This is a genomic window from Micromonospora sp. CNZ299 (genome assembly GCF_002754415.1).
This window is the reverse complement of the sequence record NZ_PEFG01000001.1, coordinates 1,959,160-1,975,455: the sequence shown is the minus strand read 5'-3', so window position 1 is coordinate 1,975,455 and position 16,296 is coordinate 1,959,160. Positions and strand designations below refer to the sequence as shown.

The 16,296-nt window shown below is 72.0% G+C and carries 14 protein-coding genes; 3 read left to right on the top strand and 11 right to left on the bottom strand.

The features are described 5' to 3' along the window. Nucleotides 1–25: 25 nt before the first annotated feature. From CLT68_RS09495 to CLT68_RS09465, 7 genes are read right to left on the bottom strand one after another with little or no spacing between them, the layout of a single operon-like run. Nucleotides 26–1,171, bottom strand: coding sequence for an alanine racemase (locus CLT68_RS09495; RefSeq protein WP_099850212.1), 1,146 nt, complete (start codon nucleotides 1,169–1,171; stop codon nucleotides 26–28). Continuing rightward, nucleotides 1,168–2,766 (bottom strand): IucA/IucC family protein, encoded by a 1,599-nt coding sequence (locus CLT68_RS09490; protein ID WP_099850210.1) that lies wholly within the window; start codon nucleotides 2,764–2,766, stop codon nucleotides 1,168–1,170. The genes CLT68_RS09495 and CLT68_RS09490 overlap by 4 nt, the downstream gene beginning before the upstream one ends. Next, a complete protein-coding gene (locus tag CLT68_RS09485; protein WP_099850208.1) occupies nucleotides 2,763–4,391 on the bottom strand; it encodes an IucA/IucC family siderophore biosynthesis protein in 1,629 nt (542 codons plus the stop codon). The genes CLT68_RS09490 and CLT68_RS09485 overlap by 4 nt, the downstream gene beginning before the upstream one ends. Next, complete coding sequence (locus CLT68_RS09480; protein ID WP_099850206.1) at nucleotides 4,388–5,557, bottom strand: siderophore biosynthesis protein; 1,170 nt, start codon at nucleotides 5,555–5,557, stop codon at nucleotides 4,388–4,390. Before CLT68_RS09480 ends, CLT68_RS09485 begins: the two co-directional genes overlap by 4 nt. 47 nt (nucleotides 5,558–5,604) lie before the next feature. Beyond that, nucleotides 5,605–7,128, bottom strand: a complete 1,524-nt coding sequence (locus CLT68_RS09475; RefSeq protein WP_099850204.1) for an MFS transporter — start codon at nucleotides 7,126–7,128, stop codon at nucleotides 5,605–5,607. After that, on the bottom strand, nucleotides 7,125–8,381 hold the full coding sequence (locus tag CLT68_RS09470; protein WP_099850202.1) for an MFS transporter: 1,257 nt from the start codon (nucleotides 8,379–8,381) through the stop codon (nucleotides 7,125–7,127). The genes CLT68_RS09475 and CLT68_RS09470 overlap by 4 nt, the downstream gene beginning before the upstream one ends. Then, nucleotides 8,378–9,088, bottom strand: a complete 711-nt coding sequence (locus CLT68_RS09465; RefSeq protein WP_099850200.1) for a siderophore-interacting protein — start codon at nucleotides 9,086–9,088, stop codon at nucleotides 8,378–8,380. Before CLT68_RS09465 ends, CLT68_RS09470 begins: the two co-directional genes overlap by 4 nt. An 81-nt stretch (nucleotides 9,089–9,169) precedes the next feature. On the opposite strand from CLT68_RS09465, the gene CLT68_RS09460 reads away from it, so the two are divergent. After that, nucleotides 9,170–9,730 carry a GNAT family N-acetyltransferase gene (locus CLT68_RS09460; RefSeq protein ID WP_099850198.1) on the top strand — a complete coding sequence of 187 codons (561 nt, stop codon included), beginning with the start codon at nucleotides 9,170–9,172 and terminating at the stop codon, nucleotides 9,728–9,730. A 42-nt stretch (nucleotides 9,731–9,772) separates the two neighbouring features. On the opposite strand, the gene CLT68_RS09455 is transcribed toward CLT68_RS09460, so the two are convergent. Both CLT68_RS09455 and CLT68_RS09450 read right to left on the bottom strand, forming a co-directional pair. Beyond that, entirely contained in the window at nucleotides 9,773–10,441 is a 669-nt protein-coding gene (locus CLT68_RS09455; protein WP_099850196.1) for a DUF305 domain-containing protein, read from the bottom strand. A gap of 14 nt (nucleotides 10,442–10,455) precedes the next feature. Beyond that, nucleotides 10,456–12,345: a sigma-70 family RNA polymerase sigma factor gene (locus CLT68_RS09450; RefSeq protein ID WP_099850194.1), complete on the bottom strand. Its 1,890-nt coding sequence runs from the start codon at nucleotides 12,343–12,345 to the stop codon at nucleotides 10,456–10,458. Nucleotides 12,346–12,656: 311 nt separating this feature from the next. Between CLT68_RS09450 and CLT68_RS09445 the strand changes: the two genes are divergently transcribed. Continuing rightward, nucleotides 12,657–12,842: a hypothetical protein gene (locus CLT68_RS09445; protein ID WP_099850193.1), complete on the top strand. Its 186-nt coding sequence runs from the start codon at nucleotides 12,657–12,659 to the stop codon at nucleotides 12,840–12,842. A 245-nt stretch (nucleotides 12,843–13,087) separates the two neighbouring features. Then, nucleotides 13,088–13,894, top strand: coding sequence for an RNA polymerase sigma factor SigF (locus CLT68_RS09440; protein ID WP_099850191.1), 807 nt, complete (start codon nucleotides 13,088–13,090; stop codon nucleotides 13,892–13,894). A gap of 20 nt (nucleotides 13,895–13,914) precedes the next feature. Here the strand turns inward: CLT68_RS09440 and CLT68_RS09435 are convergent, their stop codons facing one another. Continuing rightward, the gene (locus tag CLT68_RS09435; protein ID WP_099850188.1) at nucleotides 13,915–14,982 is read right to left on the bottom strand and encodes a DUF2855 family protein; all 1,068 of its coding nucleotides are present in this window, start codon (nucleotides 14,980–14,982) and stop codon (nucleotides 13,915–13,917) included. A gap of 68 nt (nucleotides 14,983–15,050) precedes the next feature. Beyond that, nucleotides 15,051–16,265, bottom strand: coding sequence for a PP2C family protein-serine/threonine phosphatase (locus CLT68_RS09430; RefSeq protein ID WP_486482119.1), 1,215 nt, complete (start codon nucleotides 16,263–16,265; stop codon nucleotides 15,051–15,053). Between the last annotated feature and the right edge of the window lie 31 nt (nucleotides 16,266–16,296).

Below are 16,296 nucleotides of genomic sequence, written 5' to 3'. Positions count from 1 at the left end.
GATCGCTCGTTCGCGTGGGCCTGGATCACGTCCTGGATGGTCGGGCCGCCCATTCGGCGGCCACCTCCTGCGGGTCACCGTTCATAAACAGCGGGGGCTCGTGCAGCAGGAAGTCGCGGTGGCTGATGTTCCAGGCGTACGCCCCGGCCATGGCGAAGGCCAGCACGTCACCCACGCCGATCGGCCCGGCGGTGGCCGACCGGGACAGCACGTCCTTGGGGGTGCAGAGCTGGCCGACCACGGTGACCGGTCCCCCGTCGGTACGCACGCCGTCGACGCCGCGCCGCCGGTGTACGCGGAACGGCTGCGCGTGCCCCTTCGCCGCCGGTGTACGCAGGTGGTGGGTGCCCCCGGCCACCACCACGAACCACTCGCCGTAGGAGCGCTTCACGTCGATGACCTCGGTGAGGTACGCCCCGCAGTAGGCGGTGACCGACCGGCCCGGCTCGATGCGCAGCCGCACCCCCGGGTGGGCGTCGAGGACGTCCGCGAGTGCCCGGCCGTAGCCGACCCAGTCGAATCGCGCCGCCGGGTCGGTGTAGTCGACGGCCATGCCTCCGCCGACGTCGACCTCGGCGGCACCGACCTCGGTGACCGCCCACTCGACCACGGCGGCGGCGACCGCGCCGGCGAGAGGGGCGTCCAGCCCGCTGGCCAGGTGGGCGTGGATTCCGCGTACGTCGATGCCGTCGGGCGGTCGGCGGGCGCACTCGACCGCGTCCGCCGGGTCCATGCCGAACGGGCTGGGCCCGCCGCCCATGACCAGGCTCGCGCCGGGCGCCTCGACCGGCAGGTTCACCCGCAGCAGCACCTGGGCCGAGGTGCCCGAGGCGGTGGCCAGCGCGCCGAGTCGCCGAAGCTCGGCGGGCGATTCGACGTGGATGCGGTGCACCCCGGCGGCGAGGGCGGCGGCGAGGTCCGCGTCGGTCTTGCCCGGCCCGGCGTACGCGGCGGGGGGCCGCCCCGGCAGCACCTCGGCCAGTCTGCGCAGCTCACCACGGCTCGCGGCCTCGAACCCGTCAACGGCCGGGGCAAGGGTGCGCAGCACACCGGGGTCCGGGTTGGCCTTGACCGCGTAGAGCAGCTCCACCGGCTGGGGCAGCGCCGCCCGGATGGCCCGGGCCTGCGTGGCCAGCGCGTCGAGGTCGTGGACGTAGACGGGTCGCGTCACAGTGATCCGCCCAGCGGGTTGGGCACCGGCACGAACGGCGCGGCGCGGTCCGCGTCGCGTCGCCACCGGACCAGCAGGTTCGCCTTGGCCAGCAACGGCTCGCCGTTCAGCAGCGCGCGCAGCTCGGGTGGGTCGTCCAGGTCGGCGGCGACCGCCTCGACGACGGCCCGCAGCTCCTGCCACAGCCGCCGTTCGATTCCCGGTCGCGCGTCGGCAAGCGCCCCGCAGATGCCTCCGAGGTGATTGACGAACAGGCAGTAGACGATCCGGCGCCGGGCGTCCAGGGGGCCGTAGCGGACCTGCGCGGGGACCCCCTCCGGCCAGGTCGCCCAACGCTCGACGTCGAGTTTCACCCCCTCCAGGTCGCGCAGCAGCATGCGTACCGGGCGGCGGTCGCGGTCGAGCACGACGACCACGTTCTGCAGGTGTGCCTCGTGCACGACGCCGTGGCTGAGCCAGCAGCGCAGCACCGCCGGCACCAGCAGCCCGACGTACGCCCGCCACCAGGCCACCGGGTCGGGTGTCACCAGTGGCGTGGCGGCCAGCGCCGCCGCCAGCATCGGGGTGTCCCCCGGGCGCAGGTGCGGGCGCAGGCCGCTGCGCAGGATCGTCCCGTACGCCTCGTCCGGGCCGGGAACGTCGACAGTGCGGTAGGCGGGTTCGGTGAGCAGCCCGACCCCGTCCGGCATCGGCACCCGCGCCAGCAGGTCGGTCAGGGCCACCGCGCCGGTGAGCTCGTAGCGGGCGTTCTTGCGCAGACAGTTGGTGATCCGTACGTGCAGGCTGGTCTTGACGAACAGGTCGGCCGCCGGGGCGTAGAGGGTACGGACGCTCGCCGTGGGCCGCACCGGCACGCCGGCCTCCCCCAGGTCCCGCAAGCGGGGGTGCGTCGGCGGGATCAGTGACAGCTGCCAGGGATGCACCGGCAGGACGCGGTGCCCGCGCGGGGGCCGGGGCGGGTCGAGGGCAGCCACGAGCGCGTCGAACGGCCCGGCGCCGGCGACCAGGTCATCGGGTACGGCGAGCCAGTGCAGCCGGAACGACGTGCGCAGCTCCGGGGCGTACGCCCGCCAGCTCTCCGGGTCACCGCTGCGCCACTTCGGAGTGGGGTGGTGCGGGTGGCCGAAGACCAGTGACTGTTCGGAGTCGACGTACGCGTCGATGGCCGGTTCGCCGGTGGGCTCCGGGTTCTCGGTCGGCCGGTCGGTCAGCAACCGGGCCACGGTGTCCCGGCTGGCCTGGACCTGCTCGACGAACTCGTCGTTGGCCAGGCCGGTGCGGGTGGTGAGTTCGGCCGCGACCAGGCTGGCGAGCCCGTCCGCGTCCAGGTCGACCCACCGTCCGTTGTCGGTTCGCCGCTGCACCGGCCCGGTGTAGCGGTGCGCCCCGAGCGGCGAGTGTCGCGCGACCCCGCAGCGCACCGTGACGCCGAGGTGCCGCAGCAGCAGCTGCCCGGCACCGTCGACCACGCTCGGGCCGCTGTCCGGCGGGGTGAGTTCGCGGACCAGGCAACCGAAGACGGCGTGGGCGGTGGCCAGGTCGGCGAGCTGACCGGTCTCGGTGGCCGGGCGGGAGCGCAACTGGGCGCTCGTCATCGTGTCTCCCGGAGGTAGTTCGGGCCGGTACGCAGGTAGTACTTGTTGATGTCGGTGCAGCCCAGCCGCTGTTTGGGCAGCAGGGTGCCGGCGGTGAGCATCGCCTTGATGGGCAGGTGGCCGGCCCGCAGGACCCGGTCGGTGAAGGTTCGCGCCGCTGGCCCGTCACCCCACCGGTCGCGGGCGGCGGCGAGCCGGGGTGCCAGCGCCTCGGCGGGTGACGGCACGGGCAGCCCTCGGGCGGCCAGCGCGACCAGGGGTGCGGCGGCGGCCAGGTGCAGGGTGATGGTGATGAACACGTCGGCCAGCTCGTGCGGGTCGCGCGCCCACATCCGGTCGTCGTCGAGGGTGAGCCCACCCGGGCCGCCGTGCCGCGGGTCGAGGCGGGCCCCGTCGTTGTCCTTGTAGAGCAGGCCGACAGTGCCGTCGGGATGCACCAGCAGGTGGATGTTCTGCGGGTGCGCCTCCAGCGCGATCCCGTGGCGGAGCCAGAGGAAGACGTGCCAGTCGAGCAGCAGGTCCAGATAGGACTCCAGCAGCGCCCCGGGCCGCTCGGGGCTGATCCGTTCGAGGACCGTTGCCGCGACCGGGTCGGGTGCGGCCAGGGCCGCGACCGGCACCACGTGGACGCCGGCCAGATCACCCGGGAATCGGCGTAGCAGGAAGCTGCGCCGCTCGTCGCCGCCGACGTGCGCCCAGGTGCTCTCGTCGACGTGCCGGATCCGCCCGGCGAAGGTGGGTTCGGCGTTGGCGACCCGGTCGAGCAGCGCGGCGACGGCCGCGCCGTCGGCGAGCGAGCCGGGGTGCAGCGTGCGCCGGTTGCGGGTGCCGAGGCTCGCGGTCGGCAGCGGCAGCTTGAGGTGCAGGTACGGGTGATCGTCGAGCGCCACCGTCCGCATGGAGAGAGTGGGCCGGACGGTGATCGCCGACAGGTCCGCCACCGGTAACGCGTCGCGCTCAGCGGTGATCGGGTGCGCCGGCAGCAACAGCTGGTCCGGTCGTCGTGCCCGTGGCCACCAGGACGGGAGTTCGCCGGTGAGCTGGACGTCCTCGGCGGGGACGGTGTACCAGCGCAGCGCGAAACGCGGGGCGTGCTCCGGGGCGTACCGGAGGAGGTCGTCGTCTCCGAGACCGTGCCGGCACCGGTCGGTTGGGTAGACCGGGTGGCCGTGGTGGGCGGCGAGTACGTCGTCCAGGAGCGCCGCCGGCAGTCCCGTGGGGGTGCTGGCGCGTTCGGCGGCCACCTCGGCGAGCACCCGCGAGCGGTGTCGGGCCGCGAGCCGCCGGGCGCGCAGGTCGGCGCGGCACTCGACGCCGAAGTCCCGCCAGCCGGCCTCGGCTTCGGCGTTGCCCTGCGGGGTGAGCAACCTGAGCAGGCCTTCCACCGTGTCCGTGCGGTGGGCGTCGCCGCCGCTGTCGAGCAGCAGCACCATCGGTGCGGCGCTGCGCAGGGCCTGCTGGAACCCGTCCGCCCGGACCGGGATCCGCAGCAGGCCGGCGGGGTGCGGTGCGTGCCACCAGTCGGGCCCGTCCGGTCGGCCGGTGCTGAGCAGACCGAGGTGATCCTCGCGCAGCAGGGCGTCGAGGACCCGGGTGAACACCTCTCGCTCGCAGTCGTCGCTCACTCGACGATGGTCCACTGGAGGTCGCTGCGGAAGGTGGCCAGCGACTGCCGGACCGTGCCCTCGTCGGGGCCGATTCCGTGCAGCACGGCGAGGTAGTCGCGGTTCGTGCCGGTGTGCTCGGCGGTGCGACCCACCTCGCGCAGCGGATGGCAGCCCAGCCGGACATCATCGTGGACGGTGTCCAGTCGGCCCGGCGCGGCGACCAGGCGGCCGGAACGATCCGCGCAGACGTACTCGACCTGGGCGTACCGGTCGACCGTGGCGGGCAGGTCGAGGGCGGCCAGGGGCTCGCCGAGGTGCAGCCGGATGACGTGTTCGAACAGCGGCACACCGAGCAGGTCGGAGAGGATCAGGTCCATCCGGTCGCCGATGAGCCGGTAGTTCACCTCGATCAGTCGGACCCTGCCGTCGGCGATGACGTACTCGGTGTGGCAGGCGCCGAAGCCGACCCCGAGCGCGGCGAGCCGCGCCCGAAGCTGGGTTGTCTCCGGCTCCGCCGGAGGCGACCAGGCGAGGCTCTCCTCGGTGAAGGTCGGTGGCGGCCCGAGGCCGGTACGCCAGCCGCCGAGGGAGGCCAGCGCCGTGCCGTCGCCGAGGGTCTCGAAGGTCCGCAGCTCGCCGGGGAGGTATTCCTCCACCACCAGGGCCACGTCCGGCCGACGGCCACGGATCTCGGCGATCCGGGCAACCAGCTCGGCGTGGTCGGCCACCAGGTACGCGTCCTCGCTGGCCACTCCCTCGCGGGGCTTGACCACGGCTGGGAACGTCCCGTCCGGCACCTGCGGTACGGCACCGGGATCGACCGTGACGGTGCGTACCAGATCGAGGCCAGCAGCCGCGATCACCCGGCGGGCCGCGGCCTTGTCCTTGCAGAGACGGGCGGCGTCGGGATCCTTGCCGGGCAGACCGAGCTTCCGTGCGGCGATCGCGGTGGCCTCCTGAAGATGGTCGCTGTTGGACAGTAGCGCCACCGGTCGGGTCGGTGCCGTCGCCGCGACCACAGCGGCCGCGTCCCGGACCGCGCATCGCGCCACCGGCACGCCCGCCGGCCACTCCGCCGGCCGGTCGGTCAACACGGTGACCGACAGCCCGAGCGACGCCGCCGCGGGGAGGAACCCCTCCAGCACGGCGTCGGTGGGGTTGAGCGCGGTCAGGTACAGCCGCATACCGCCTCCGTCGACTACGACGATGTCGTGATTAGGGTAGCCTACCCTTATTGGGCGGTTTTGGGGCGGTCTGCCCGGTAGAGCAGCCCGGCGGCGACCAGCCCACCGATCAGCACCGCGGCAGCGCCCGCCAACTGTCCCGTCTCCAGCGCCGAGGCGAAGGCGACAGTGACGGCCTCCCGCTCGGCTCCGTCGCGGGCGGCGGCGAGGGCGGCGGGAAACGATCCGGCGCCGGCCAGGGCCGCCGGCAGCAGGGCGGCGAACCGGGCGTTCAGCACGGCACCCAGCACCGCGATGCCCAGACTGCTGCCGACCTCGGTCATGGTGCCGTCGACACCCGCGCCCGCGCCGGCCTTCTGCGCCGGGATGGCGCTCATCACGGCCTCGACGATGGCCGGGTTGGCCAACGCACACCCGACACCCATCACGAGCAGCCCGGCCGGCAGCACCCCGTATCCGTCGGACGGGAAGAGGGTGATCAGCGCGAGACCGCCCGCGAGCAGCGTCATACCGATGGCGATGGCGGCGGCCAGGCCGAGCCGACGGATCACGACCGCGACCGCACCGCTGACGTTGAGCAGCACAATGGACAGCGCGAAGGGTGCCATCCGCAGACCGGCTTCCCAGGCGGGATAGCCGCGGACGAACTGCAGATGCTGGGTGAGCAGGAACAACGCACCGGTGGCGCCGAACGTGATCAGCACGACTCCGGAGATCGCGCCCACGAACCGCCGGTCCTGGAAGAAGTGCATGTCCAGCATGGGGTGCGGGATCCGCCGCTCCCAGCGGACGAAGAACCCGAGCAGGAGTACGCCGACAGCCGCCGCCCCGAGCACCTCAGCCGACGTCCACCCGTGCTCCGGCCCGGAGATGATCGCCCAGACGACCGCGGTCAGGCCGGCGGTGGAGAGCGCCGCGCCCACCACGTCCAGGCGGCCACCGGCAGGGTCACGGGACTCGGGTATCAGCGCGCGAGCCACGAACAGGCAGACCAGCACGATGGGCACGTTGACCAGGAAGATCGCGCCCCACGGCAGATGCGCGAGGATCGTGCCGCCGATCGGTGGCCCGACGGCGAAGCCCAGCGCGCTGGTGGCCGCCCAGATGCCGATCGCTCGGGACCGCTCGGTGGCGTCGAAGACCTGCATCGCGACCGCGAGCGTCGAGGTGATCAGCAACGCGCCACCGACACCCATGCCGGCCCGGGCCGCGATCAGTTGCCCGCTGGTGCTGGACAGCCCGGCGGCCAGCGAGCCGAGACCGAACAGGACGAGCCCCGTGAGCAGCATCCGACGACGCCCGTACCGGTCGGCGGCGCTGCCGGCGGTCAGCAGCAACCCGGACAGCACCAACGCGTACGCGTTGATCATCCATTGCACGTCGGCGGTGCTGGCGCCCAGCTCGGTGGTGAGCACCGGCACCGCCACGGTCAGCACCGTGTTGTCCAGCACCACCACGAGCTGCGCGACGCAGAGCACGGCCAGGATCAGCCATCGCTGCGGCAGTCGCGCCGAGGCCGCGGCACCGCCGGCCGCCTGAGTGGTGTCGCTGGCCGGCTGAACTGTGGTCACGCCACGGCCTTCACGCCATCCACCGTCGGGTGCTCCGCCGTCGAGCCGACGGGACCAGGCCTGCGGGGGAATCGCCGCTGGTGAGCGAGCCCGAGGACGACACCCGCGGCCACCAGCACGATGGCCGCGATCGCGACCGGCGGGTAGCCGACCCCGTCGGCGGCCGCGAGACCGATGGACGCGGCCACGAACGAGCAGACCAGGCCGAACGACGACAGGACGGTGAAGTCGGTGCCACCGGTGTCGGGGCGCGAATAGTCCATGTTGACGGTGTAGAGCACCACGTTGGCGATGGTGTAGGCCACCATGAAGCAGCAGAGCGCGGCGACCGTCCCGCCCAGTGGGGCGCGACCGTTCATCAACGGCAGCAGCAGCAACGTCGACACCGTGAGTGCCACGCCGCCGACCACGAGCACGCCGCCGCGCCCGAACCGGCCGATGCCGAGCCCGGCGACCAGGCCCGCCACGATGGCCGGGACGCTGGTCACCACTCCGGTGACGACGCCGATGCGGCCCAACGACCACCCAGCGTCGACCAGGGCCGGCGTCACCAGTGCGTACGCCATCCCCGCCCCGACGTAGACCAGCGGCACCACGCCGAACGTCCACCACCGGCAGCCCGGCTGGCCGAACACCGACAGCAGCGCCCGGTACGCCGTGCCGATCTTGGCCACCCGGTCGGTACGTGGAGGTTCCCGGAACCGCCACACGACCACCAACCCGACCGCCGTCATCGCGGCCAGCAGACCGATCGCCGCCGCCCAGCCGAACTGGTCGTAGACCAGGACGCACGCGCCGCCGCCGAGCAGGTTGCCGAGGTAACTCGCGGCGACCTGGATCCCGTTACCGGTCCCCCGGCTCGACTCGGCCAGCATCCGGACCGCCACGGCGTCCACGGCGATGTCCTGCGTGGCGGAGAAGAAGACGTACGCGGCGCAGATCGCAACGATCGGGCCGAGCGCGTCGGCCGGGTCGGTGAACGGCAGCAGCGCCAGCAGAGCGAGCACCAGGGCGGTCTGGAGCACGAGCAACCAGGATCGGTAGTGGCCGCGGTGCCGCGAGCCGTACCGGTCGAGGATCGGCGCCCAGAGGAACTTGATGGGCCAGATCAGGCCGACGATCTGCAACAGGGCCAGCGTGTCCAGCGAGGTGCCGCCGTCGCGCAGGATGGCGGTCAGCCCGACGGTGATGAAGCCGACGCCGAGGTACTGCGTGACGTACAGCGCGGTCAGGGTGCCGAGCCGACCCTTCATGCGGCTTTCCAGTAGCCGAGGGAGGTCACCCGGTCCTTGTCGACACCCAGCGTTCGTCGGATGTGTCGGGTGATGCCACGGGTGGTGGCCGCCTCGCAGGCCACCCAGTAGTGCCCCGCACCGCTGGTCGGCAGGGCCGAGCAGACCGTGTCGACGAGGTGTTGACCGTCGTCGCGCCGAGGCACCCAGGTGACGTCGTGGTGTGCCCGGGCCCGCAACGCGAGAGCCTTCTCGCCCTCGTGGGCGTACTCCAGCCACACCGTCGCCGGGATGTCGGCGCTGGCGTCGAGCAGGCTGTTCACCGCGGGCAGGGAGGCCGCGTCGCCGACGAGGTAGAGGTGCTCGGGCGCCGGGTCGGGCAGGTCGAAGGCGCTGCCCTGGACGGTCGCGCTGATGGTGTCGCCGACCTGGGCGGTGGTGGCCCAGCGAGCGGCGCAGCCGTCGTGGATGGCGAATTCGAGGGTGAACCGGCCGGTGGACGGGTCGGGGTCCACCAGGGTGTACGCGCGCTGGTGTGCCCGACCGTCGTTGTCGAACCAGAGCCGGATCCACATCGTGGGGTGCACCCCGCACGCCTCCAGCAGGCCGCCGCCATCCAGGAGGAGCCGCTGATAGTGGCCGTCGATCGACTCGGTGCCCAGCACGGTCAACCGAAAGTCCCGGCCTCCCATGGCCTTGAGGACCAGGGCCTCCCAGTTCCGTTTCACGCACCCCTCCAGGTAAGGTCATCCTTGGTTAGGAGAGGTTAACCTAAGTCGCGCCCCGGATGGAACAGAGGACAGCGCCCGATGACGTACCTGGAGAAGATCGCCGGTCTCGGTGAGTTGTCATTGGTGACCGTCGACCCCGACCGGCACGCCGCCCTCCTGCACGGCTGGGTCACCCAACCTCGAAACTCGTTCTGGGGTATGGGTTCGCACACCCTGGAACAGGTACGCGAGATCTACGCCTTCGTGGACAGTCTGCCGACGCACCACGCGTACCTGATCATGGTCGACGCGGAGCCGGTCGGCCTCTTCCAGACCTACCAGCCCGAGGCAGACCCGGTCGGTGAGCGCTACCGCGTGCAGCCCGGTGACATCGGGATGCACCTGCTGCTCAGTCCCGACCGGCGCCTCGCCCGCGGCCTCACCAACGTCGTCGGCCCGGCCCTCGCCCGCTTCCTGTTCCGCGACCCGGCCGCCCAGCGGATCGTGGTCGAGCCGGACATCCGCAACCACCTCGCGCTGCGCCGACTGGAGATCGAGGGGTTCACCTTCGATTCGGAGATCGACATGCCGGACAAGCGGGCCCAACTGGCGTTCCTGACGCGCGACCGGTTCGACGCGAATCACCCGACGCCGGCCTGAGCAGCGGCGCCGCGACGTCGGTAGGTCTTCTGCGCGGCATGCTCAGTCGGCCTGCGGGGTTCCGGTCGCGCCGGGCCGACCGTCCAGTGCGCTCAACTCGGCGGCCCGGGCCTGCTGGATCCGGCCGGCGAGCGCCTTCAGCTCCGGGCTGCCCCCGGCGGTCTGCTCGCCCCGGCACAGCACCACGGTCTGCGCGAGGTGCGCCCGCACCAACGCGGCGGCCCGGGACGGCACCTCGGTGTCGGGGGCGGCGCGCAGCTCGGCGAGGCTGGCGTCGGTGACCATGCCGGGCATCTGGTGCCCCTCGTGGATGTTCTGCTCCGCGACGTTGCCCGCGGCCAGCAGCCCGCGCAGGTCCCGCAACTCGGCCTGGTGAGCAGCCCGGAGGTCGTTGAGCAGTGCCCGCAGCGACGGATCCGCCCCCGCCGACCGGCTGTCGACGTGGTCGATCAGCGCGAGCGCACCCTCGTTCATCGGGATGAGCAGTTGGATGAAGGCGTCATCGGTGCTGTTGAGCACCACCGACGCGGTCGGCGCCGGACCGGCCGGCGGGGCTGCGGCCGGCGGGGATGCGATCTGGTCGGCGCGGCCCCAGCCCTGACTGAGCCCGACCGCCACCGTCGTCACGACCACTGTCGCGACGACGCCGACGATCCGCCCGGTGCGGCCACCGAACGCCTGGCGTCTGGTCGTGGTCGGCTGCTGGTCCACCGGCGCATCGCCGCTCAACGGGCGGCCTGGAACGCACGACCAACCACTGTCGCCTCGGTGCCGTTGCTGAACAACCCGGAGCGGTCCTTGTCCGTGGCGGGCAGGCCGAACCACGCGTACCGCTGCACGTAGGACAGTTGCCCGAGCATGGTGGTGGCTGCGGTGAGGAACGCCGCCTGCTGCTCCTGACCGGGGAACTGTGCGCCGCCGCTGTCGAAGCGGATCAGTGCGAACTCGGTCAGCCAGATCGGTTTGCGGTACCGCTGGTGGACCGCCTGGAGATACTGCCGGAGCTGGTCGACCGCGGTGCTGGTCGTGAAGTCGGCACCGAACCAGTGCAGGGTGATGAAGTCCACGCGGTGGCCGCGGGCCTGGGCGCCGGTCATGAACCTGTCCAGCCAACCCTGCGGGTCCGGCCCGCCCCAGGCGACCGCCGGGCTGCCCAGCCTGCTGCCCGTCGCCATCAGTTGCGGCCACAGGTCCAGCGCCTGCTCGACCGTCATGTTCGCCTGCTCGGGCATGTCCGGCTCGTTGAAGGTGAGCAGATCGGGCCCCGCCGCGCTGGCGCGGGCCAGCTCCGTGGCGGTGACGTTCTCCGCACTGCGGATCATGGGCACGAACGTCACACCGCGCGGCGTGCTGATTCCCGGGTGCTGGGTGCCCCAGGTGTAGTACCAGCCGGCCTTCGAGTTTGCCAACGCCTGACTGGCTCCGGCGAAGTTCCACACTCCGACGCCCTTGCGGGCGGAGCTGACCGCCGGGACGACCGGAGCCTTCGACGAGGGGCGTGCGCTCGGTGACGGTGCGACGCTCGGGCTGGCCACGGCGGTGGGCGCGGCGGACGGCGGGGCAGCCCACGAGGGCGCTGGTGGGTCCTCCGGCAGGATCACCACCGCCATGGTGATGGCGAGAACTGCCGCTGCGACCCCGGCGGCGAGGGACGGGACCAGGCCACGGGGGCGGTTCACCGCGAGGTCGACGATGCTCGGGCCACCGCCGCCGTCGGAGGGCACACCGCCGGGCGGGGTCGTCCCGGCGGTGTGCCCGGCCGTCGGGCCCGGGGGGTGATACCCGACGGCCTGCGCGGCAGCCGGGGGTGCGACCGCGCTCGGAAAGTGGGCGCTCAGACCCGCCGGCAACGGCAGCATCGGCAGACCGGCGAGCAGCCGGTCGATCGGTAGGAGCGTGGAGCCCAGTCGCCCACAGAACGCGCAGTCGCGGACGTGTCGGGCCAGCCTCTTGCGCCACAGCGGGCTGGGAGTGCCGTCCCACTCGCCGCTCACGGCGCGCAGGTCCGGGCAACCGGGGCGGGCGCCGAGCGCGCGTACGACGCCCCGGGCGCTCTGGATCTGCTCCTTCATCCGGTGGATCCGCACGGCGACGTGCCCGGGTGACAGCCCCAGCGCGTCGGCGACCTCGGCGCGGGTGATCTCGCCGGTCTCCTCCAGCCACCACAGCGACAGCAGCTCCTGGTCGTCCGGGTCGAGCCAGCGGGTCGCCTCGGCGACCTCGCGTCGCTGGTCGGTGAGGCCGAGCCGGAGGATGGTCATCCCCGCGAAGTCGGAGGCCGGGTCGGGCACGTTGTGGATCGCGTCGAGCCCCGCGTCGCGGTTGAGCGCGAGCCGTCGGCGCTGTTCCCAGTCACGCACCTGACGGATGGCGATCGCCACCAGCCACGAGCGGTACGCCGCCGGGTCGTTGAGCGCGGGCAGGTACCGGATCACCCGTACCAACGTCTCCTGGACCACGTCGTCGACGTCTGCGTGACCGCGCAGCGCACGCCCGACGATGTTGTAGACCAGCGGGAGCGAGGCCGCGACGACGTCATCGAGGGCCCGCTGGTCGCCCTGCCGGGCCGCGACGACCAACCCGGCATCGGGTAGTGCTCGACCGGCTGACGACATGGGTGTCACTCCTTGTGTGCTCGTCCGCGCGGCACCCGCGCTGCGCGTTGACCGCCCTCAGGATCGGAGACTGGCAGCACCGGGTCGGATTACAGAATTCTCGGCTGCTGGCGGTGCGGATGCGATCCCGGGGCCTCAGCGGCGCATGAGGGGTGCCGAGGGCGGGTATGGTGCGGGGTGTCGGTGTCGCCGGGCGTTCGCCCGTGCACGAGGCACCTGATCGGGCGCCAGTGTGAGCGCCGCATGTCACGAGGTCGCACGGCGAGAGCCGGGGCCCGGACGCACTCCTCAATGGAAGACAGGAATCCTGCATGACATCGAACGACAATGGTCGACCGGCCCTGTTCCTCGCCACGTCGAACTCCGACGTGCTCGACGGGTCAATGGCGACCTTCGACGGCAGCGAGGAGGCCATGCTGCGGCTGCGCCATCCGTTCGCGGTGAAGCCGGCCCAGCAGGCCCCGATCGCCGGCGACGAGCCGGACCCGCAGGGCTGATCGGGGCCGTTCTCACCCGTTTCGAGCACCATCCACCTGCGCCGGCTCATACTTTCGGCTAGTAAACATTCAGTATTTCGGGTAGTGTCCGGGTCATCAAGTGAACGACATGACGCGGCGGCGAGGCCCGTGCTCGTGGCCTTGCGACAGCGCACCTTCGCCCGTACGTGCGCCCCGGCGTCAGCCGGTTCGGAGACCCCTTCCGGTCGACTCGATCGACGGGCAGTGCGGGAAGGACCACTCCCATGGCCATCATCGTCGACACCGCGACCAGCACCAGCATCGACCAGCGGCGCAGTGAGCAGAGCCCGGAAGACCTCCTGGCCGCCCTGGCGGCGGCACCGGCCGACGACCCTCGCCGCCCAGCCCTGCGGGACCGCACCATCGAGGCGTGGCTGCCGCTCGCCCGGCACCTGGCCCGCCGCTACGGCGGTCGCGGCGCGCCGGACGACGACCTGGTCCAGATCGCCTCGGTCGGTCTGATCAAGGCTGTGGACAACTTCGACCACAGTCGAGGCGTCGACTTCGCCGGTTACGCCATCCCCACCATCATCGGCGAGATCAAGCGCTACTTCCGGGACCGCACCTGGGCGATCCGGGTGCCCCGCCGCCTCCAGGAGCTACGCCTGTCGATCAGCGCGGCCAACAGCGTCCTGACCCAGACCCTCGGTCGGTCGCCGACAGTGGCCGACATCGCGTCCTACCTGGCCGTGACCGAGGAGACGGTGCTGGAAGGGCTGGAGGGCGCACGCGCCTACCGGGCCACGTCGCTGTCCACGCCGATCGGTGGCGAGGGCAGCCGGGAGCTCGGCGACACCCTCGGCGGCGACGACCACGAGTTCGACGTCGTGGAGATCAGGGTCGCCCTCGGTCCGGCCCTCGCCACGCTGCCGGAGCGCGAGCGCGAGATCCTGAGCCTGCGCTTCCACGGCAACCTGACCCAGTCCCAGATCGCCGACCGGGTCGGTGTCTCGCAGATGCACGTCTCCCGGCTGATCAACCGGTCGTTGGCCACGCTGCGTCGCCACCTCTCCGGCGACAACTCGTTCTGACCGTCGGCGTCGTCGACCGCTCAGAGTTGGACGACGTGACCCACCCTCGGCGGCGTACGACCCGCGAGGACGTCGGCCCAGGCCCGTTGCAGGGCCTCCGGCCCGACACCCACCTGGACGTCGAGCCACCCGCTGACCACTGCGGTGAAGCGCTGCCAGGCCTCGGTGAACCGTTGGTCGAGCCCTTCGCGGCCCCAGTCCTGGCCGCGCTTGCGCATCTGGACCGGCGCGAAGAACACCTCCTCCGCGGCGGCGGCGTTCGGTGTCTGGTTGGTGAGCCCGACCGCGATGTCCCGGACGAGCCGGTCGCCGAGGTGCTGGCGCAGGGCGGCACGGGTCGAGGGCGCGCCGGACAGGTCGAGGTAGACGGTCGGGACCGCGTCGAGGGCGCTGATGTCGTCGTACGGGACGACCTCGTCATAGCAGCCGAGTGACCGGGTGAAGGCCAGGTTGCCGGGTGAGGTGAGCCCGACCAGGCGCGGTCCGCGACCGCGCAGCTCGAACGCGGCGGCGTACGCGGTCTTGCTCGACGCCGACGACACCAGCAGCGCCTCGGCACCGTAGAAGCCGTTGTCGACGACCTGGTCGGCCAGCATGAACGAGGTGAAGAACAGCGGCCGGAACAGGATCAGCAGGTCCTCCTGGTCGGCCTGGTACGCCGGGTCGCCGATGGTCGACCGGTACGCGTTGTACGGCGACGGCAACTCGGCCCGGTGCGGGCTCGCGTCGCGGAACCCGGACGCGTCCACCCGGTCCGGCCGCACCACGAGGTGCCCGGCGGGAGGCAGGTAACCGTAGACCCGCTGCCCCACCTCGACACCGGCAACCGTCGAGGCGACCACCTCGGCGAAACCCCAGAGCGGCGGGAGGCCCCACTGCGGCCCGAGCCCACGGGCCGCCGGCGGAAAGAACTCCCAGTAGCGCATCGCGTCGCCGAGCACCGCGTAGGTCACGTTGTTGGCGGTGAGGCCGACGCGGTCCACCCGCAGCAGCGCCTCACCATCGGCCACCTCGGGCGTGGCGCCATCGACGAGCGTGCTCCGCCTGAGGTCGTCACGCGCCACGGCGAAGGTCCATGAGTCAGCCATGAGGTGACGCTAGACAGCGCCACAACCGGAGACAAGTGCACTGCGAGTGCAAAATCCCACTGCTGCGGTCAGTGGCGGTTCGCCGCGAGGTCACGCAGGTGCGCGAGCGGCAGGTGCGGCGGCCGCCACTCCACGAAGAGCGCCGTCGCGTCGTCCTGAAGCTGGTCGTCCTGGTAGCCGACGACGGCGCGCACCAGGCGACGCATCGTCTCCGGGCTGGGCAACCCGTCGTTGAGGGCCCGGTTGACGAAGTCGACCAGCCGGTCCAGCCCGAAGTGCTCACCCTCGGCGCTGCGCGCATCGGTGATGCCGTCGGTGTAGGCGAGGATCCGGTCGCCCGGGTGCAGATCCTCGACGTGCACCTCGGGGCGGTGTGGGGTCAGATGACCCAGGCCGAGCGGCAACGCGGTCGGCCCTGGCAACTCACGGATGGCCTTGCCGTCGCGCAGCAACATCGCACCGGGATGACCTGCGTTGATCGCGCTCAGCCGGCCAGTCCGGCGATCGAGTTCGAGGAGCAGCCCGGTCGCGAAGAAGTTCGGGTGCTCGGATCGCACCCACCGGTCGATGCTGATCGCCGTGTCGACCAGGTCGAGGCCACACCGGCGGGCGTTGCGGTACGCGCTGACGACCAGCGAGGCCAGGGTGCTCGCCTTGATGCCGTGCCCGCAGGTGTCGAAGAGCCCGACGCTGAGCACGTCGTCGTTGAGCGCGTAGTCGAAGATGTCGCCGCCGACGTCGTAGCACGGTTCGAGGATGGCGGTGATCACCAGGTCATCGGTGGCGAAGGTCAACGGTGGCAGCAGACCCCACACGATCTCGGCCGCGACCTGCATCGGGAGCCGGCGACGCATCCGCTCGACCACGTCGCCGTAGAGCCGGCGGTTGACCAGGATCTGGGCGATGGTGACCGCCACCTCCCAGGCCGGCCCATCCATCGCCTCGTCGGCGGCCGTCGGCGCGACGATCTCCAGCACACCCATCCGCTCGCACCCGAGCAGCAGCGGCACCCAGACCCGGTCCGGGTTGTCGGGCGCGCGCTGGATCGTGAGGTTGGTGAAGGCCCGGCCGGCGAGGGTCGTCTCGATCGGCAGCTCGTCCCGGTCGAGGCCCACGCCGAGCAGGGGCACGAGCAGGGACTGCGTGTAGTCGGCCAGATAGAGCACCATCTCGCTGGCGTCGAGAGCGGGGGCCGCCTCGGCGATCAGCTGAGACAGCTCGTCCGGCCCGCCACGGGGCGCGTTGAGCTGCAGCCAACGCACCACCTCACCGACGTCGCCCACGCTCCACCTCCCCCCGAGTCCTCCCCGACCG